Below are 19,954 nucleotides of genomic sequence, written 5' to 3' on the forward strand. Positions count from 1 at the left end.
TTCAATAAATAAAAGAATTTACTGTGACTCCCCGAATGGTAAATGGTGATGGCAGTCAGGGTTATGCTAACCCATCTTCTTGGTTTGGTTCATTCTCTGGTGATGGTTATGCTCCTGCAACAGGAAATGTGCCTTGCATCAATGTCTTGCTTTACGACAAGATTCCATCTACCGACGTTCGTAAGGGATGGTGGTTAAATGCAGATAAGCATTCGCCAAACTGGGCTAACTTGACATGGGCAGGTGCTACTGGTGATGCTATTGCAAATTTAACAATTGAGGAGATTAAAGTTCCATTCGATGCTTATACTAGCATTAAGTTCGGTCAGAAGTCTGGTGTTGGAAGTACTTTAAACAACAATGATTTCCCTTTGATGCGTGTTGAAGAGATGATTCTTATCAAGGTTGAAGGTTTGGCTAAAAGCGGTCATGAGGCAGAAGCAAAGACTCTTTTGGAAAGTTTTGTGAAGACCTATCGCGATCCTTCATATAGTGTAACTGCCGGTGGTAGAACCTTGGCTGACGAAATCTGGTTCCAGCGTCGTGTTGAACTTTGGGGTGAAGGCTTCTTCGTTTCAGATGCCAAGCGTCTTGGTAAGCCTATCGTTCGTTTCCATGCGGGTCAGACTTCTAACTATCCTGCAGCTTTCAAGTTTAATCTGGCTGCTAATGATGGTTGGTTGAATATGAGATTCCCTACTCGTGAGAAGAACAATAATGCCGGAATCATAGATAACCAGGAAGGCTCACAGCCTACACCAAACCAGAATGGTGAACTTCGCGATGGTGTAACAGACTAAGCGACTACATAAACAATAATTAGGTGTATCTTCCTTGTCTATCACTAGACATGTAAGATACACCTTTTTAGATAATTACAAATCCATAAGCAATGAATTTTCTATCGAAACTTTCTTTATATGACATCTTGGCGATGATTGTACCAGGATTCATTATCCTTTTATGGGGATTATCTATGTGTAAATTGTCATGGATGCCAAATACTTTTGAAGTTGACAATTCTATAATCTGGGCAATTTGGCTTATTGCTGCTTACCTTATCGGCATTATAAACCATGTACTAACATCACGAATATGGAATAAGACAAGAAATAGCCATGACTTTTTAGCTGAGACTTTACAGAATACAAAAAAAGAGATAAAAGACTATAAATACCTTCCTCAAAAAGAATATTCTTACACGAAGCAGTTACATGTTACCATTCCTTGCATTTATTTGCTAGCAGCTATTGTTGTTGCTTGCTTTTTACAAGCTAGCAGCATTAAGGTCGAAAACGTTTACATCTATATTCCGGAATTGCTTTCGTTGGCAGCATTTAGCTTTCTCTTATATTTTAGTTTTAAGGAAATAGATCCATCGGTAGCTCCAAGTAAAGAAAATTACGAAATTTTAAATCAATATTACGAAGCCTATTATTACGCAAGCAAGAATGGATACAATAATGACGTTTCAATTATTGAAGGACAAGTCGCATTTATGCAAAGTATGATTATACCGATTTCATTATTTCTTATTTTGCCCAAAAGCTTATATCCATATATGCCTTATCCTGAATTCATCTGTATATTGAAAGGATTTTTGCTGCTGTTATGTATAGTGTTGATACTAGTTATACCTAACAGAGTTAAGAAAATCCATTACCTTATATGGTGCAATTTTGAATATCTCAAAAGGCTACCAGACGTAGCCCCCTAAAAAGGAGTTAAAACGCCTAGTATTATCAATAATTCCATTCTGATATACTAGGGAAAAGATAAACCCAACCTTTAAAGTCAAAGTTGCATCCTTGCCGCCCCATCACTAGTCAGACAAGGAAGCGACTTGCCTTTTATAATCCTCATTCTCAAACATTTTTCAATAATTCCTTGGAACTTTCAGAAGAAAAGCGTATCTTTGCAGCACGAAAGTTGAATTATTAAAATAAGGAGGTAGAATATGGATTTATTTGATAGCAAAAGACAAGAAAGATTAGAGGCAGCAAGAAAGGCTTCTACTGCCAGTAAAGAAGCAGCACGCGCCTTTTTAATTAGGGCAGGAATTCTTTTACCTAATGGAGAAGTTGCACCACATTTGAGATAATTATGGATAAGTCTTTATATTCAAGGCGCTCCAACCTAGTAATAGGATTTCATGGCTGCGACAAGTCTGTTGTTGATGCCGTAGTTGCTGGTAAGACCGATCTTCTTTCCAGCACTAATGACTATGACTGGTTAGGTAATGGCATCTATTTTTGGGAAAATAATGAGGAACGAGCTTGGCAATGGGCTAAAGATTTAGCCAAAAGAAAGAACTCACAAATCAAAGAGCCTGCAGTTGTTGGTGCAATTATAGACTTGGGGTATTGTTTTGACTTAACAGATAGCACATATCTTCAGGAATTAAAGGCTGCTTATGAGTCTATGGTTACTGTTTATAAAGAATCTGGGATTGAATTACCGAAGAATACATCTATCGGAAATTCTACAGATTTGTTGATTAGAAAATTGGATTGTGCTGTTGTACAAACAGCTTTAACATACAATCAGGATGCCAATGCCCATTCTTACGATTCTGTAAAAGGAGTATTTTGGGAAGGACAGGAACTATATCCTAATGCAGGATTCAGAGAAAAGAATCATATTCAGATTTGTGTCTGCAATCCAAATTGCATCAAGGGTTATTTTCTTCCTAGAGGTATCAATCAGGATTATCCTAACCCATAATATAAAAAGGTGTATCCTTCTTGCCCCATACATCGGGCAAGCGAGGATACACCTTTTTTATTTTTATCTCCTTCACCCTCAAACATTTTCCAATAAATCCTTGCTTCTTTCAGAAGAAAAGCGTATCTTTGCAAAAAAAGGATCACCTGCAAATGCGTGCGGGCTCGAATAGATGCCTCTACTTAAAATTTCTGGCACATGTGCCACTTTTTTTAAGTGCAAAGATATGCGAAAGTAGAGTTCTAACCAAAAATTTTTAGATTTATTATACTAAAAAGGTGTGCGCACTAGCCGCTCTATCCTTAGATTATAGGGCATTCTTGCTATTGGACAGGTAACAAACCTGACCTCCCAGTTATCTGTCTTTACAAGCAAAAAGTGGTAGTTTTACCACTTTTCGTCACTTTCCCATTTTCTCGTTCCCCAAAAATGACATAAATGGGCTCAGGAGAGATTGTCTATACACGGACAATCTCCCCTGAACCGAAATACTATAAATGAATTGTGACTTTGTAATCACTGCATGTAGATCGAAAGGTCAAACAATAGAGGTCGTCGAAAAATTTCTTTTTATCTCTCTCAAACATTTTCGACCAATATGGTTGAAATAGTTTTATATCTCCTCGCAAGCCACCATTTCCGCTCCGCGGTAGATAACCACCAGCTTGTGGAGCTTTGTAGTCTTTACTGCCTCTCTGACCATATCACTGTCCGCATAGCGAGAGATTTGAGCTGAAGCCTCCTTGAAGAGCTTTTTTACTTGCTCATCTGTGGTTTGGCTCTTGCAATATTTCAACTCGATGATGTATGAATCTACCATGTCCTTGTAGATGTCACAGAGCGGAGAGAGGAAGATGTCGGCATAGCCGCCGTCATTGTCCAGCTCAGAGATAGGGCGATAGAACTTGTTCTGGCTTGTCATCGCCAAGGTGAAGCCATGCACGAAAGCCTCTCCCTTCTGCCTGTCTCGCTGGGAGGAGTACTTCTTCAGGCAGTCGGCTATATACTCAAAGTATGGCTTGAATTGTCCATCGTATGCCAGTTTGCTCTCCAGTTTACCCTTGCTATATCTATCATATACCAAATCGTTCTCCTTGTAGGTGTCGAGCAGGTAGGTGTACATCTGGTCTCGCACCACCTCATTCGGGATGATGAACTTGGTCTCACCCTTGTATGTTCCGTCTATCGTCACCATGCCGAAATAGAACAGCAGGCTGAGGAAGTTGTCTGGGTCGTTGATTCGCTCGGCAGGGAAGTTCTCGTTGAGCGTGCCTATCACGAATCCCTGGGTTACCAACTGCTGGATGATGCTGGCATCGTGGGCGAACTCCTTGTCGTGGCGGATGAGCATTCGCAACTTGTCATAGTCGATACGGATGTTGGTCTCTACCATCTTCTTAGGGATTTGGTAATTGCTTCGGATGTAATTATCTACGAAGTTGAGCACCATTACCGAGTTGTACATGGTGGTCTCACCATATCTATCCTCTGCGAAGCAATAGTTGTCGTACCAAGGCTTCATCACCTTGATCAGCTCATCGGTAGTGTGATTGAATGGCAGGACGCTGCCGTAATAATCCAGCATCTTTCTCACTTCTTCCTCGGTAAATCCCGTCATCTCATTGAAGTCGGGTGAGAGCGAATAGTTGGTTCCGATGTTGAATCCGCTGGTCAGGTCATCCATGGTCACAGGGCTTACTCCTGTGACGAACACTCTGCCCAGAGTATTGCCAGCCGCACCCTTGATAGTGTTGAAGAACTGGCGCAAGTATCCCTCTCCGTGGGTCTGGTTGCGATACCTCACGAGATGCTCCTCATGGGCGAGAATCATGTTGGTGAAGTTGTCGTACTCATCGATGAAGAGATAAATCTTCTTTCCCACCTCCTGACACTTCTGGCAAAGAAACCTCAACTTGGATACCGCATCAGGCTCCTGTTGTAATCCTGCCTTGGTATCAGCAGGAAGAATATGTGCATAGATGTCGCAGAAGAAATTGAATACAAGGCGACAATGGTTGTCCAATCCATCCTTATAATCATCCAATCCTGCTGCCACCTCGGCAAAATTGAGGTGGATGATGAGATATGTACTATGCTCTGGTGTAGGATTCTGCCCGATGTAAAGCTTGCCAAAGATTTCATCAAACTTGTCTTTCTTGTTGATGTCATAGTAATTCTCAAGCATGGAGAGGGTAAGTGTCTTGCCGAAACGGCGAGGGCGAATGAAGAAGAAATACTTGTTGGATTCTTCTATTTGCTCTATGAAAGGAGTCTTGTCCACATAGTAACAATCCTCTTTTATGACATCCTCAAAATTCTGCATGCCGTATGGTATGCGCTTGCGATAAATGCGCTTTGGTCTTACTATCATAACTCAGTTTGATTATTCGTTTTTGAATCTGATGGCAAAGATAATACTTTATCTCCTAATCTCCAAAACTTTTCCCGAAAAACTTCTAACACGATGCAGCAAAAATTACGTCCCGACGTAGTGTTTCCTACGTCCCGATGTAGCTACAGACGCGTCCCGACGTAGCTACAGATACGTCCGGACGCAATTTTTCGAAAAGATCTTTGGTATATTCCATTTTTATTATTATCTTTGCAGCGCAGTCCCGGTAAGGCCCTCTCCCAGATTATTCGATGCTGGTGATGACCCCGGGTTTTTTGTTTTTCTTTTTATTTCCCTCATTCTCAAACATTTTTCAATAATTCCTTGCATCTTTCAGAAGAAAAGCGTATCTTTGCAGAAGATTAGCGGCGCTCGGCAATCTGAAAGTAAACTTTCATTGCACTCGCTGGCATAATCTTTGCAGAAGATTAGCGGCGCTCGGCAATTTGTAAGCAAGCTTACATTGCGCTCGTTTGCATAATCTTTGCAGAAGAAATGTTCAACTTTTAAAACAAGGAGGTAGAATATGGATTTATTTGATAGCAAAAGACAAGAAAGATTAGAGGCTGCAAGAAAGGCTGCAACTGCTAGTAAAGAGGCATCTTTGAAATTTCTTATAGATGCTGGCATCTTGGATAAAAATGGGAACTGGGCTTCACATCTTAGATAAGATGGATGAATCTCTTTATTCTAGACGATCTAATCTTGTGATTGGATTCCATGGTTGCGACCGATCTGTGGTAGAAAAGGTTATTGCCGGTAAAACAGAACTCATAGCCAGTACTAATGATTATGATTGGTTAGGAAGCGGTATCTATTTTTGGGAAAACAATGAAGAAAGAGCTTGGCAATGGGCGAAAGAATTGTCCAAAAGGTCTAACTCTTCTATAAAAACTCCAGCAGTTATAGGTGCCGTTATAGATTTAGGTTATTGTTTCGATTTGACAGATAGCTCTTATTTACAGGAGTTGAAGATTGCTTATGATGCTTTTAAAGAAACTTGCCACAATCTTGATAAGGAATTACCAAAGAACAAGCCAATTGGTAACTCAGACGAACTACTTCTCAGAAGATTAGATTGTTCTGTGGTACAAACGGCATTGGAATTGAATAAAAAGGCCAATGTCCATCCATACGATTCAGTAAAAGGAGTATTTTGGGAAGGACAGGAGCTTTATCCTAATGCAGGATTCAGAGAAAAGAATCATATTCAGATTTGTGTCTGCAATCCTAATTGCATCAAGGGGTATTTCCTCCCAAGAGAAATCAATCAAGATTATCCAAACCCATAATATAAAGAGGTAGAATATGGATTTATTTGATAGCAAAAGACAAGAAAGATTAGAGACTGCAAGAAAGGCTTCGGTTGCCAGCAAAGAAGCTGCAAGAAAATTCCTCATTGAGGCTGGAATATTATTGCCGAACGGAGAAGTTGCACCTCATTTAAGATAATAGATAATGGAAGAATCTCTATATTCTAGACGTTCTAATCTTGTTGTAGGTTTTCACGGCTGCGACAAATCAGTAAAGCGGCACTCGCCTTTTTAATTAGGGCGGGGGATGCTATTGGGCAGGTAACAAACCTGCCCTCCCTGTGCTTACTTGCTTCCTAAGGACTGCTCGAACAGATGCCTCTACTTAAAATTTATGGCACATGTGCCACTTTTTTTAAGTGCAAAGATATGTGAAAGTAGAGTTCTAACCAAAAATTTTTAGATTTATTATACTAAAAAGGTGTGCGCACTAGCTGCGCGAATTCAACAAGGTGGCTAAATCACCATTAGAAGAATGGGTTGAGCATAGAGCAAATTGCTTTTATTACCGGTTTGACTGAAAAGGAAATAAAAGAACTATAATATAAAAAGGTGTATCCTTCTTGCCCCATACATCGGGCAAGCGGAGATACACCTTTTTCTTTTTATTTCCCTCATCCTCAAACATTTTTCAATAATTCTTTGCTTCTTTCAGAAGAAAAGCGTATCTTTGCAGAAAAAAGAAACGATGCCAACAATATTTATATTTTTCGGATTCAGATTCATGTTTTATTCTAATGATCATGAACCAATTCATGTCCATGTTATCAAGGATGGAAATGAAGCAAAATACAATGTATCCCCTCTGACCCAGATTTATAATCATGGATTCAAAAAGCATGATATTGCCTTGATAGAATCTATTATTTCTGAGAATGAGGCGGTCATTATAGATAGATGGAAAGAATATTTTAATCAAAAATAAGATATTATGGAGCAATATAGAGTAAATCGCGTTTGGGTTGACGATGCCCATATTTGGGCAGAAACCCAAAATGGCTGGAAGGCTAACTATCCTTTCAGCCGTTGGAGCCGTCTTGCTAACGCCACACCTGCCCAGCGTAAGGCTTTCGTATTGAGCAGATATGGTATTCATTGGCCTGAATTAGATGAAGATTTATGCTTTGAAGGACTGTTCGCAGATGCTGGTATATACAAACCGTCAAATGCAGAAGATACTATTTATTATCAAGCATAACAATGCGGCTGAATAAGCGTAACGAGACGGCTCATCTGGCGCAAGGATACGACTGCGCTGGGGCAGAGATATAGATTAGGAGGTTCAAGCAGTCGGTATCTGAGGTTCAGAGAGACTGTATCTGAGGTTCAAGCAGACTGCTTCTTGATGATTTCCACTAGGCTCGGCAGCTCTGCTGAGCCTAGTCAGCAGCTCTGCCGACTGCAGTCAGCAGGTCTGCCGAGCCTAGTGGCAACACCCCATTATCGTACAACTACACACTCTTTAGTTGTACAACTATATACCCTTTAGTTGTACAACCATAAGCCTTTAGTTGTACAACCATAAGCCTACTGTTGTACAACCATAAGCCTACTGTTGTACAAGTATAAACTCATTGACAGTACAATAGTAGTTTTACAACTCAAACATTTTCCCAAAAATTCTTGTTTCTTTCAAAAGAAAAGCGTATCTTTGCAACCGAATATTAATTTTAGGAGGAAATCTATATGGAAGAGCTAAAAGATAAATACATTCGATTCGATTGGGCAATCTTGCACCAACTTCACCAGAAGGCGAACTTTGGTGTGCTCGAGGGCTTCCTGACCGTGTTTCTGAATGAACCTATCAAGATTGTTGAAATCCTAGAAAACGAAGGAAACGTGCTGGCAGAAGATAAGTTCTATCGAGTAGAAATCAAGGCAAAAAATAGTAACGGTGAAGACATTCTCGTCGAGATACAAAATATAACCAGATTGTGTTATCAGGAACGTATATTTTATGGCGTAGACAAAGCTATTACCGAGCATATCAATCTCGGCAACACCTACAAGGAAGTAAAAAAGGTATATTCCATTAGTATACTTTATTTTGACCTTGGCAAAGGGTCGGACTATATTTATGTAGGACAAAACAATTTTATCGGCCTGCATACGCAAGACCAACTCATCATCAGTACCAAGGAGAAAGATACAATCGTGAGAAAGTCGCCTGCCGAAATATTCCCAACCTATATGCTAGTGCGCGTCAATGAATTCAACAAGGTTGCCAAGTCTCCATTGGAGGAATGGGTTGATTACCTCAAAAACGGAGTCATCAATCCTGACACGAAAGCACCAGGATTGCAAGAAGCTCGCGAGAAGCTGAAATACTACTCTATGTCGAATGCCGAACGACACGCCTACGATGAACATGTCAATGCCATCATGATTCAAAATGACGTTCTTGGAAACGCTAGATTAGAAGGGCATGCGGAAGGTAGAGCAGAAGGTAGAGCGGAAGGTAGAGCGGAAGGTAAAACTGAAGAAAAAAATGCCATCGCCCTAAAAATGCGTCAAGCAGGTCTGCCTATAGAGCAAATCATGCAATTCACAGGGCTATCGGAAGAAAATATCAAATCATTATAAACAGAATTGGTCGGTGCCTCTAATGGCATCGACCCTTTTTATGAGATAATGCGTAACGAGACGCCTCATCTGGCGCAAGGATTATATTTTTTTAATACAACAAGGTGAAAAGATTTATAATGATACTATGCTTCATCTGCACATACACACTACAGATGGCGGCACAAACATGGATTGGAACTTGGGCTACGGCACCGCAGACTGTGGTGAAAGCGTTTATGCCCTATAATAACAACATGACAAACCGTTCGGTTCGCCAGATAGTAAAGGTAAGCGTGGGAGGCGACGTGATAAGACTGAAACTGAGCAATATCTACTCGATGCAACCCGTAGTGATACGCTCCATCTATATCGCCCACGCCAAAGACTCCTTCAAGATTGATGCCAAATCGGCTCAATACTTCAAGTTCGGAAATAGCTACAAAGCTACCATTCCTGCCGGCAGACAGATAGTGAGCGATGCGCTGAAGTTCAATCTCAAGAACCTGGAGCGCGTTGCCATCACCATCAACTACACCTCGGCTCCCGATGTGCCTACCGTTCACATGGGCTCACGTACCACCTCTTATATCATGAAGGGAGTAACCAATGCCCACTCCAACTTCGAAAAGGCTTTCCGCGAGAACCACTGGTACAACATCAGCGGTATCGATGTGTATACGATGAGCAACAACATGAGTGCCATCGCCATCATGGGCAACTCCATCACCGACGGCAAATGTTCTACGGATAATGCCCAGAACCGGTGGCCCGATGTAATGTCGGAGATGCTGCAGCTGAAGCATAAGATAACCAACCAGGGTGTACTGAACCTGGGCATCGGCAACAACCGCGTAACCGTGCCGGGCGGTTTCGGGGCACTCGCCAAGGAACGCTTCGACCGAGATATTCTGATGCAAAGCGGCGTAAAGAAGGTAATTATCTTTGAAGGCATCAACGACATAGGTGCTGCCAAGAGCGGCAACAGCGAGACGGTAGCCCGCCAGATTATAGAGAGCATACAGGGAATGATGAGGAAGGCGAAGGCCCGGAAGATGAAAGTTTATCTGGGCACCATCACGCCTTTCAAGGGTGCCGGCTACTACAGCCACTTCCACGAAGCAGCCCGACTCTATGTAAACGACTGGATTCGAAGTCAGGCAAAGAAAGCAGATGGCATTCTAGACTTCGCCAAGCTGCTTCAAGACCCGAATGATGACAGAAGGATGAAGCGGGAATATGCCAGCGGCGATTGGCTCCATCCGAACCCTGCCGGATACAAGGCGATGGGAATCTATGCCGCTGATATCGTCAAGTAAGAAAAAAGCCGCCCTATTACAGGCGGCTTTTAATATATATAATAAGATGTTTTACTTCAAGACAATCTTGCAATCATCCAGGCTCTCTACGGTAGCGAGTGCCTCATAACGGATTCCCTCCTTGCGCAGGAAGTCACCACCATGCTGGAAAGCCTTCTCGATGATGAAACCCATCGCCTCAATCTTGGCACCAGCCTTCTCGCAAAGGTCCATCACGCCCTTAGACGCATTACCATTGGCAAGGAAGTCATCGATAAAGATAACATGGTCCTCAGGAGTAAGATAACTGTTGCTCACACAAACCGTATAATCGCGGTCCTTTGTAAAAGAGTGAACCACAGAGGTAATCATACCCTCCATAGTCTTAGGCTGCTTTTTCTTCACAAATACAACAGGAAGATTGGTCAGATAACCTACCATGATGGCAGGCGCGATGCCCGAAGCCTCGATAGTAATAATCTTGTTGTACTTGATGTCCTTGAAAAGGCGCACGAATTCCTTAGCTAAGTCCATCATCAGAATAGGGTCCATCTGATGGTTTACAAAGCTGTCTACTTTTAAGATTCCACCAGGAAAGCATCTGCCCTCCTGCATAATTCTTTCTTTCAGTAAATCCATTATGACTTGAACTTTAATATGGTTATTGGGTGCAAAATTACTACTTTTTTCGCAAACAAGGAAGTTTATCGCCCAATAATTTTGGTTTGTCTGCAATTTAGCGTAATTTTGCAGCAGAAATCATCGTGCAAGAGCAAGGAGTCACGGTCTACGAGAACTCTCCTCTCGTCATGAGCGCAGAAAACATGGACACTTATACCTACTGGTTGCAAGGTTTCATCTATTATGACGATGCCACCCTCGCCGAGAAAAGCAAAACCTATAGGAAAAGTGTTATTCTTTTCTAGAAAATCAGCGAAAAGCAAGAAAATCCAATCGTTTTCGCTGATTTTCTAAGTAGTTTTCTTGGTGTTATCCTAAAAAAAACGTATCTTTGCAACCAACATTATAAAACTATCTTACAATGAGTTACGCAAATATCATAGGAAGAAATAAAGAGATAAATATACTCGATAGAATATACAAGTCAAAGAAATCTGAACTTGTAGCCATTTATGGCCGTCGAAGAGTAGGCAAATCTTATCTCGTAAGCGAATGCTTTGGAAAGAAGATTCTCTTCAAAGCAGTAGGTACTTATATTAAAGACGGAGACAAGGACTATGAGTCTTACCGTCAACTTCAACTTGCGCATTTCTATGATTCGCTAGTGATTGCAGGATTATCGACAAAGGAGTCCAAACCCACTTGTTGGAGAGAGGCATTTTTACTTTTGAGAAAAGTTCTGGAAGGAAAAAGAAACAGAAGGAAAATCATCTTTATCGATGAACTTCCATGGCTTGCAGGACCGCAATCATCAGAAATGATAGCAGAACTGGGATATTTTTGGAATTCATGGGCAGACAGTGAACGAAATATTATACTCATTGTCTGTGGATCGGCTACAAGTTGGATGCTTGATAATGTGATACATGACTATGGAGGTCTGCATGGAAGACTCACGGAAACCATCAAACTATTCCCTTTCACTCTAGCAGAATGCGAAAAGTACTACAAGAAAAATGGTTTTCATCTCTCACGCTATGAAATGTGCGTGAGTTATATGGCTATAGGTGGAATCCCCTATTATCTGGATAAGCTCCGCAACGACAGAACAATGACAGACAATATAGACAGCATATTCTTTGCAGACGAATTAATTCATCAGGAATTCAAAGATGTTTATACAGGACTTTATTCCAGCAAAGAGAAATACGTCGACATCGTTAAAGCTATTGGCAGTAAGTTCTATGGAATGACACAATCAGAGCTTTCCAAGGCTACAGGTATCAAAACTGGGGGTACCCTGACAAAGCTACTTGACAACCTTAGAGAATCAGGAATTACGAGAGAGTATCCCCGCTATGGAAAGGAAAGAGTCGAAACTGTATATCAGCTAAAAGATTTCTTTTCTCTATTCTATCTGAGATTTGTTCATGGCAAACAAGTCAAACAAGGAGGATGGAACGCTATCCATGGGACAGCCACATTCTACACATGGGCTGGAGATACGTTTGAACTTTTGAGCATAGAGCATCTGCAAAACATACAAGACACTCTACGTATCCATTCGGTTGAAAGGAACTACAGTTGGTGTGGGAAAGCTGAAGACGGAAAAGGTGCTCAAATAGATTTAGTCATGGAGAGTAAAAGTACTCAAACAGATTATCTCTGCGAAATGAAATTTTCAACAGGTAATTTTACTATCACACAAGATGTCGAGGAGAATATACGTCACAAGATAGACGCTTTCGCAAATAGCAAGATGCATAACAAAACTCGCTCAATACAAACTGTTTTGGTGACAACAATGGGACTTAGTTCCAATATGCATGCAAGTATCATCAATCACCTGATAACTCTTGAGCAATTATTTCAACGATAAAATAGAAGAATAATGAAAGAGGACTGCCAGCGATGGGTGGTCCTCTTTTTTTAATGACCTCCAATGGTTAATTATCAATAATTATAAATACCTTTATTATATGCGTATTTATAATTTTAGTATCTTTGCACCACAAACTAAGTACAAATCGCTTAAGGAAATAGCAGTACATTAAACTATAAGAATATGAATCCATATATCAAACAATTCCCCGACCTCATGGCGGGCAAGAAAATCATGTATGTTCACGGTTTCCTCTCTTCTGCACAGAGCGGCACCGTAAAGATGTTGCAGGAACTGATGCCGAATGCCACCCTCGTGGCTGAAGACATCCCGGTACATCCGGAAGAGGGCATAGAGATGCTGCAGAAGATGGCGGAGACTGAGAAGCCCGACCTCATCATCGGTACCTCGATGGGAGGCATGTATACCGAACTGCTGAAAGGATTCGACCGCATCCTCGTAAACCCTGCCTTCAAGATGGGCGATACGATGAGCAGCATGACCGGCAAGCAGGAATTCCAGAACCCGAGAAAGGACGGAGTGAACGAACTGATGGTTAACAAAGGCCTCATCAAGGAATACCGTGACTTTACCGAGCGTTGCTTCCAGAACATTACTCCCGAGGAGCAGCAACGTGTTTACGGTCTCTTCGGCGATGCTGATCCGCTGGTCCATACCTTCGACCTCTTCCATGAGCACTATCCGCTCGCCATCCCATTCCATGGCGAGCACCGCCTTATCGACAAGGTAGCATTCCACTATCTCTGTCCGGTTATCCGCTGGATTGACGACAAGCAGAACGGCAAGGAGCGCCCTATCGTATACATCGACTTCGATGCCCTGCACGACAGTTACATGAAGGCAACCAGTTCGATGCACAAGGCTTACGAGATGCTGATAGAGCATTACAACGTATACATCGTAGCCCCAGCGCCAACCAACGACCATGAATACATGGCGAAGGTACAGACCTGGGTGGAGGAATATCTCTCTACCCCAGCCTACAACCACATCATCTTCTGCAACCAGAAGAACCTGCTCTACGGCGATTACTTCATCGACCCTCGCCCATGCGATGGTTTCATGGGTACGACGATAGAATACGGCAGCGATGAATTCAAGACCTTCGAAGAAATCATCACCTTCTTCGAAAGACTGGGAGGACAATAAAGTGAAGAGTGAAGAATTCTCTTCTTCTTCGCCACACGCCCTGAAAGGGCAGAAGCTCCTAGCCCAGGGTAACACCTTGGGTTAACATACAAACAAAAATGTCGCCCTGTAAGGGCAAAAGCTTCACATAATCAAAGCTTTTGCCCTTACAGGGCGAGGTTGTTAAAATCATCATACCCCCAGGGTGTTACCCTGGGCTAGGAGCTTCTGCCCTTTCAGGGCGAGCTGCGATTATGCCTTATCCAGATTCTTCGGCAACACGAGGTTCAGGATAACGGCGAGCAGGAAGACTACTGCCACACAGTTATCAGCAAAAACGGTGCGCACAATCTCTGGGAAGATGTTGAACATACCTGTTGCAGATGTGAATCCGAGACCTACGCTGAGCGAAAGACTCACGATGACCATGTTGCGCTGAGAGAAGCCGGTACGCGCCATCATGCCGAAACCGGCAAAGAGGATGCTACCGAACATCATGATGGTACAGCCGCCCAATACAGCCTGAGGAATCGTAGTCAATACATAACCGATAGCTGGGAAGATACCACCGATAATCATGATGATGGCACCCATGGCAATGGTAAAGCGGTTCACTACTCCCGACATCGCTGCCAAACCTACGTTCTGACTGAAAGAAGTGATAGGAGTACAACCGAAAAGACCGGAAACCGAACTGACGAAACCATCGCAGCAGACTGCTGCACCCATCTCCTTAGTCTTAGGATCACGCTTCAACGCACTGTTGCAGAGAGCAGAAGTATCACCAATCGTTTCTGTGGCAGAAACCAGATATACTGCTACCACCGAGAGAATAGCACCGATATTAAACTCAGGTGTAAATGGAAGAAGCTTTGGCAAAGCTACGATAGAGAGACCAGAAAGTCCACTGAAATCTATCATTCCCATAAACAGCGCCAGAACATAACCTACCAGCAGTCCTACCAATACAGAGAGTGAACGCAAGAAACCCTTGGCGAAAATCTGACAAAGCAGACAAGCCAGCAAAGTGACAGAACCCACAACCCAGTTGTGCATGCTACCGAAATCAGCAGCACCCTGACCACCCGCAAAAGAGTTGGCACCAACAGGAAGGAGCGAGAAACCGATGGCTGTTACCACGGTAGCGGCTACTACAGGCGGAATGAGCTTGATCCAATACTTGGCGAAAAGTCCGAGTGTTCCTTCTACCAGACCACCAATGATGACAGCGCCTATCAAAGTACCCATACCATGAGCACCGGCAATGGCGATGGCAAGTGAAAGGAAGGTGAAGGAGATACCCATCACGATAGGAAGGCGAGAACCGATACGCCATACCGGATAAAGCTGCACCAAGGTACCGATACCGGCGATGACCATACAGTTCTGGATAAGCACGGCGCTCACCGAACTGTCCAAACCTATCGCACCAGCGAGAATCATGATTGGCGCAATATTGCTGACGAACATCGCCAGCACATGCTGAAGACCAAATGGGAGTGCTTTACCTACGGGCACTCTGCCGTCTAATTTGTAGAGATTTTCTATTGACTGTTCCATTGTCGTTATAATAATTAGAGAATTTCCATTATCCATCAATTCAGTGTCTTTTCTGAATTTGGCGGCAAAATTACAAAGAAAATCTGAGAAATCGTTCCTTTTCTCCATTTTTCTCTATCCAGCATGATAGAATACAAGAAGAATCTACGAAAAAAGGAAGGCTGCGGTTCATATTCCGTGCAACCTTCCCTTTTTATCTTATCTCATTAATACTCCGTCTTTTCCGCATTTTTCTCCCACATGCGGAAAGCACCGAGCGCCTCATCGCGCATCAGGGCAATCATCGGCTTGTGGCGATCTTCTATCTTGCGGTCTATCTCCTCGTAGATAAACTCATCATCGAAACCTATCTTTGCCGCATCCTTCCGGTCGTTGGCATAATAGATACGGTCGAGATGTGCCCAATAGATGGCACCCAGGCACATCGGGCAAGGCTCGCAGGAGGTATAGATCTCGCAACCTTCCAGATTGAAGGTCTTCAGTTTGCGGGTAGCCTGTCGGATACAGTTCACTTCGGCATGAGCCGTAGGGTCGAGGTCGATGGTTACACTGTTGGAAGCCTCAGCGATGATGATACCGTCCTTGGCAATCACAGCACCAAAAGGTCCGCCCCCCGTCTTCACGCTATTCTTTGAGAGCTCAATGGCTCTATGCATCAATTCTTCCTTTGTCATTGTTTAATATTTTTAGATTAATAATACCCCTTCTTTTCAATTGGGGGCTACAAATATACAAAAAAGAAATGATACGGCAAGCATTTCTTGCATTATTTTTTAGTACATTTGCTGCAAAGATACACTTTTTCGCACGAATATCCGACACTTTACTACATTTTTTTGCACGAACGCCCTAAATTTCCTTAAATACGCATTCCTGTTCAACAGTTAATTATCAATAATTATAAATACCTTTATTATAAGAGTAGTTATAATTTTCGTAACTTTGTAGCCTATGAATCAAAACAATATCAGCGCCGCAGAACTCTTCCTTAGGGTAAGAGAACTTTTGATACTCCCCGAACTGGAGCCGAAAACACGCAACAAGATGATGCACGATACGCTCATCCTCTGCTGCCACGAAGGAGTGAAGGATACCAAACAGGCTTTCGGTAACCTTTTCTCCCAGGTGGATTATCTCTGCAAGGCTCACGGCATCAAGGTGGCAGACAAGATTGCCATCCAGACCATGCGCCGGCACAGTAATTCGCAGGAACCGCTCTCAAGCGAAGATTTGAAATATGATGCACGTGCCCTAGCCATCTTCATCTCTGCCGTATTCGGAGTGGATGTTCCCCACGAGCTGAACGTGCTCATTCCCCATACCAACCGCCCTTATCAGAAAGGACTGGAAATCAACAACCGCCGCATCCGCTGCATCGTAAAGAACTGGGACAGCGATTTCATCCGCGTGGATATTGACCAAGATGCTGACGAAGAGGAATATCTCGTTCAACTGAAAGATGAAGAGAACCATATCGACCATACCTACCTCTGGGATATCCTGAAGGAAGGTATGCAGCTCAACCTGCTCGACTGTCAGGTGAAGCAGTCCGTCATCACTCCCCGACTCATCGTGGTGGAACCCGATTATCTGGTAGATATCAGTAGCATTGCCACCTGCTTCACGGCTTTCGGTCATCATCCCCTGCTCTATCTGCTGAACCAGATGAAACCCCGTGCCAACACCCAGGCTACCCTGCTCGGTAACTTTGCCGGTGCTGCGCTGGATGACATCATCAATACAAACGGCAAATACCTGATGAACGAAACCATAAAGACGAATTTCAGAGAGAAAGCACTGGAGTTCTGCACCTGTCCCTGGTTTGATGCCAAGAAATTCTATACCGATGCCAACCAGCAGGCATTCAATCTGCAGCAGGTAGTGGATATTCTCTTTCCCCGCACCGCATCGCAGGCACAGATGTCAGCCTTCCGTGGCGAAAGTCTTTACGACAGGAAGAAAGCCATCCTCGAACCTTCGTTCGTCTGCGAAGCACTCGGCATACAGGGACGTGTGGACCTGATGACTACCGACTGCAAACTGCTGGTGGAGCAGAAATCGGGACGCAACATGAATATCGAAACCCATCAGGTAGATCCGGGTTATCACAGTTATCAGCTGGAGCCCCACTATGTACAGCTGCTGCTCTACTATGGCGTATTGCAGCACAACTTCAAGCTGAGCAACGACCGCGTGAATATCCGTCTGCTCTACTCCAAATATCAGCCGCAAGACGGACTGATGGTGGTGGCGTATTACCACAAACTCTTCCAGGAAGCCATCACTTACCGCAACCAGCTGGTAGCCGCCTCTTTCGAGATAGCCAAGGAAGGTTTTGAACATGCGCTCAACGAGTTCACACCCGATGTGCTCAATGTAGCTGGCACACAGGACTTCTTCTACAACAAGTATCTGAAGCCGCAGATAGAAGCCATCACCAGTCCGCTCCACAACCTCACCCCATTAGAGGAGGCTTACTTCTGCCGCATGATGACCTTCGTGTTGCGGGAACAGATGATCAGCAAGGTGGGCGCACAGGAAGGCACCAACACATCAAGTTCCGACCTCTGGACCATGCCACTCGCCGAAAAGAAAGATGCCGGCAATATCTATACCGACCTGCACATCATCCGAAAGGAACAGAGCAGCGCAGGAAGCGGATATGATACCATCACCCTGAGCGTGCCCGACCAGGGAAAGGACTTCCTGCCCAACTTCCGTATCGGCGACATGGTGTATCTCTATACCTACAAGCTGAAGGAAGAACCCGACGTAAGAAAGGCTATATTATATAAAGGTGTACTGCAGGAGATTCACAGCGATGAGATTGTGGTGCATCTCACCGACGGACAGCAGAATGCCGATATCTTCGAGATGAATCTGCCTTACGCCATAGAACATGGAACGAGCGATGCATCGACAGGCGGAAGCATACGTAACCTGCACCAGTTTATCTGTGCACCCAAGGAGAAGCGCGACCTGCTGTTAGGACAGCGTGCTCCGCAAAGAGATGCCTCGCTTACATTGACCAGACATTACGATGATGTACTGGACGACATCATTCTCCGTGCCAAGCAGGCACAGGATTACTTCCTGCTCGTGGGACCTCCGGGAACAGGAAAGACCAGTCGTGCCCTGAAGTTTATGGTAGAAGAGGCATTGAACGATGGAACGGGAATGCCGACAGCAGAAAGCATCGCCTCGGGAGGCAAGACGGCTCAACAGCCTGCATCCTCCATCCTCCTGATGAGCTATACCAACCGAGCCGTAGATGAAATCTGCGAGATGCTGGTAGATTCGGGCATTCCATTCCTTCGCCTCGGCAGCGAGTACTCCTGCGACGAGCGGTTCCGCCCTTATCTGATAGAGAAGGCCATCAGCGACTGTCCGAAGCTCGAAGCCATCAAACAATATATAATAGGAACGCGTGTAATCGTGGGCACCACTTCGATGATGACCTCCAAGCCGTTCATCTTCTCGCTGAAGCACTTCAAGCTTGCCATCATCGACGAGTCGAGCCAGATACTGGAGCCTAATCTCATCGGTCTCTTATCAGCAGTAGATAAGTTCATCCTCATTGGCGACTACAAGCAGTTGCCAGCCGTGGTGCAGCAGAGCGAGCAGGATTCAGGCATTCCTACCATCAACGACAGTCAGAAAGGTGGCATCATCGACATGAGCATCCTGCAGGACATCTGTCTTACCAACTGCCGCAATTCCCTCTTCGAACGTCTGATTCATTGGGAAGATCACGAAGAACGCAGCGAATTCATCGGCATTCTGCGCCGCCAAGGCAGAATGCATCCCGAGATTGCAGAGTTTCCTAACCGGATGTTCTACCGTCGGGAGAAACTGGAACCCGTGCCATGTCCACACCAGTTGGAGACGGAGCTGTCATACACCCTTCCATCAGAAGATGCGCTCGACGATTTGCTGAAGGAGCACCGCATGATATTCCTCCCATCCAAATTCTGCAAGGAACCGAATGTATCCGATAAGATCAATGCCAACGAGGCAGCAATCGTGGTAGACCTGCTTCGCCGCATCCACCGCTTCTATGGAGAGCGTTTCGATGCCAAGAAGACGGTAGGCGTCATCGTTCCTTACCGCAACCAGATAGCCATGGTGCGTAAAGGCATCGAAAAGCTCGGTATTCCGGAACTGGAGAAAATCAGTATCGATACCGTAGAGCGGTACCAGGGCAGCCAGCGAGATGTCATCATCTACAGTTTCACCATCCAGAACATCTGGCAGCTCGACTTCCTTGCAGGCAACAGTTTCGTAGAAGACGGCGCCATCATCGACCGCAAGCTGAACGTAGCCATCACCCGTGCCCGAAAGCAGATGATTATGACAGGCAACCCGGAGATATTGCACAATAATCAGATTTTTAGCGAATTAATGAACTATGTGAAGGAAAAAGGAGGATATTTTTAAAATTTCCCCCAAAAAG

The 19,954-nt window shown here is 44.0% G+C and carries 18 protein-coding genes; 14 read left to right on the forward strand and 4 right to left on the reverse strand.

The features are described from left to right. Positions 1–23 precede the first annotated feature (23 nt). From DWV53_RS01175 to DWV53_RS01185, 4 genes are all read left to right on the forward strand, one after another. On the forward strand, positions 24–800 hold the full coding sequence (locus DWV53_RS01175; protein ID WP_259318884.1) for a RagB/SusD family nutrient uptake outer membrane protein: 777 nt from the start codon (positions 24–26) through the stop codon (positions 798–800). Positions 801–892: 92 nt separating this feature from the next. After that, positions 893–1,717, forward strand: a complete 825-nt coding sequence (locus DWV53_RS01180; RefSeq protein ID WP_118151090.1) for a hypothetical protein — start codon at positions 893–895, stop codon at positions 1,715–1,717. Between the two features lie 240 nt (positions 1,718–1,957). After that, positions 1,958–2,101: a hypothetical protein gene (locus tag DWV53_RS15565; protein ID WP_006847677.1), complete on the forward strand. Its 144-nt coding sequence runs from the start codon at positions 1,958–1,960 to the stop codon at positions 2,099–2,101. Between the two features lie 2 nt (positions 2,102–2,103). Then, complete coding sequence (locus tag DWV53_RS01185; protein ID WP_118151092.1) at positions 2,104–2,724, forward strand: hypothetical protein; 621 nt, start codon at positions 2,104–2,106, stop codon at positions 2,722–2,724. A 613-nt stretch (positions 2,725–3,337) separates the two neighbouring features. Here the strand turns inward: DWV53_RS01185 and DWV53_RS01190 are convergent. Then, positions 3,338–5,095 (reverse strand): ATP-binding protein, encoded by a 1,758-nt coding sequence (locus tag DWV53_RS01190; RefSeq protein ID WP_181992373.1) that lies wholly within the window; start codon positions 5,093–5,095, stop codon positions 3,338–3,340. A gap of 547 nt (positions 5,096–5,642) precedes the next feature. Here DWV53_RS01190 and DWV53_RS15570 point away from each other — a divergent pair. The 7 genes from DWV53_RS15570 to DWV53_RS01220 all read left to right on the forward strand — a co-directional run bounded on the left by DWV53_RS15570 (position 5,643) and on the right by DWV53_RS01220 (position 10,310). After that, a complete protein-coding gene (locus DWV53_RS15570) occupies positions 5,643–5,786 on the forward strand; it encodes a hypothetical protein (protein WP_153128801.1) in 144 nt (47 codons plus the stop codon). Between the two features lies 1 nt (position 5,787). Then, on the forward strand, positions 5,788–6,408 hold the full coding sequence (locus DWV53_RS01200) for a hypothetical protein (protein WP_118151236.1): 621 nt from the start codon (positions 5,788–5,790) through the stop codon (positions 6,406–6,408). Positions 6,409–6,424: 16 nt separating this feature from the next. Further along, positions 6,425–6,568 carry a hypothetical protein gene (locus DWV53_RS15575; RefSeq protein WP_181992374.1) on the forward strand — a complete coding sequence of 48 codons (144 nt, stop codon included), beginning with the start codon at positions 6,425–6,427 and terminating at the stop codon, positions 6,566–6,568. A 549-nt stretch (positions 6,569–7,117) separates the two neighbouring features. Then, a complete protein-coding gene (locus DWV53_RS01205) occupies positions 7,118–7,354 on the forward strand; it encodes a DUF4160 domain-containing protein (protein ID WP_040553191.1) in 237 nt (78 codons plus the stop codon). Positions 7,355–7,360: 6 nt separating this feature from the next. Next, positions 7,361–7,627 carry a DUF2442 domain-containing protein gene (locus DWV53_RS01210; RefSeq protein WP_006847687.1) on the forward strand — a complete coding sequence of 89 codons (267 nt, stop codon included), beginning with the start codon at positions 7,361–7,363 and terminating at the stop codon, positions 7,625–7,627. A gap of 488 nt (positions 7,628–8,115) precedes the next feature. Beyond that, the gene (locus tag DWV53_RS01215) at positions 8,116–9,012 is read left to right on the forward strand and encodes an Rpn family recombination-promoting nuclease/putative transposase (protein WP_118151094.1); all 897 of its coding nucleotides are present in this window, start codon (positions 8,116–8,118) and stop codon (positions 9,010–9,012) included. 104 nt (positions 9,013–9,116) lie between these two features. Next, positions 9,117–10,310 carry an SGNH/GDSL hydrolase family protein gene (locus DWV53_RS01220; protein ID WP_118151096.1) on the forward strand — a complete coding sequence of 398 codons (1,194 nt, stop codon included), beginning with the start codon at positions 9,117–9,119 and terminating at the stop codon, positions 10,308–10,310. A gap of 51 nt (positions 10,311–10,361) precedes the next feature. Here DWV53_RS01220 and xpt read toward each other — a convergent pair whose 3' ends face one another. After that, positions 10,362–10,928, reverse strand: a complete 567-nt coding sequence (gene xpt, locus DWV53_RS01225) for a xanthine phosphoribosyltransferase (protein WP_022120760.1) — start codon at positions 10,926–10,928, stop codon at positions 10,362–10,364. 403 nt (positions 10,929–11,331) lie between these two features. Between xpt and DWV53_RS01235 the strand changes: the two genes are divergently transcribed. Then, positions 11,332–12,789, forward strand: coding sequence for an AAA family ATPase (locus DWV53_RS01235; RefSeq protein WP_118151101.1), 1,458 nt, complete (start codon positions 11,332–11,334; stop codon positions 12,787–12,789). Positions 12,790–12,975: 186 nt separating this feature from the next. After that, positions 12,976–13,962 (forward strand): YqiA/YcfP family alpha/beta fold hydrolase, encoded by a 987-nt coding sequence (locus DWV53_RS01240; protein ID WP_118151103.1) that lies wholly within the window; start codon positions 12,976–12,978, stop codon positions 13,960–13,962. 231 nt (positions 13,963–14,193) lie between these two features. Here the strand turns inward: DWV53_RS01240 and DWV53_RS01245 are convergent, their stop codons facing one another. Both DWV53_RS01245 and DWV53_RS01250 read right to left on the reverse strand, forming a co-directional pair. Further along, positions 14,194–15,501, reverse strand: coding sequence for a nucleobase:cation symporter-2 family protein (locus DWV53_RS01245; protein ID WP_118151105.1), 1,308 nt, complete (start codon positions 15,499–15,501; stop codon positions 14,194–14,196). Between the two features lie 206 nt (positions 15,502–15,707). Beyond that, positions 15,708–16,175 (reverse strand): nucleoside deaminase, encoded by a 468-nt coding sequence (locus DWV53_RS01250; RefSeq protein WP_118151107.1) that lies wholly within the window; start codon positions 16,173–16,175, stop codon positions 15,708–15,710. A 277-nt stretch (positions 16,176–16,452) separates the two neighbouring features. Between DWV53_RS01250 and DWV53_RS01255 the strand changes: the two genes are divergently transcribed. Next, on the forward strand, positions 16,453–19,938 hold the full coding sequence (locus DWV53_RS01255) for a DEAD/DEAH box helicase (RefSeq protein ID WP_118151108.1): 3,486 nt from the start codon (positions 16,453–16,455) through the stop codon (positions 19,936–19,938). Positions 19,939–19,954 lie beyond the last annotated feature (16 nt).

The organism is Segatella copri, assembly GCF_003465495.1.
Lineage (GTDB): Bacteria > Bacteroidota > Bacteroidia > Bacteroidales > Bacteroidaceae > Prevotella > Prevotella copri_G.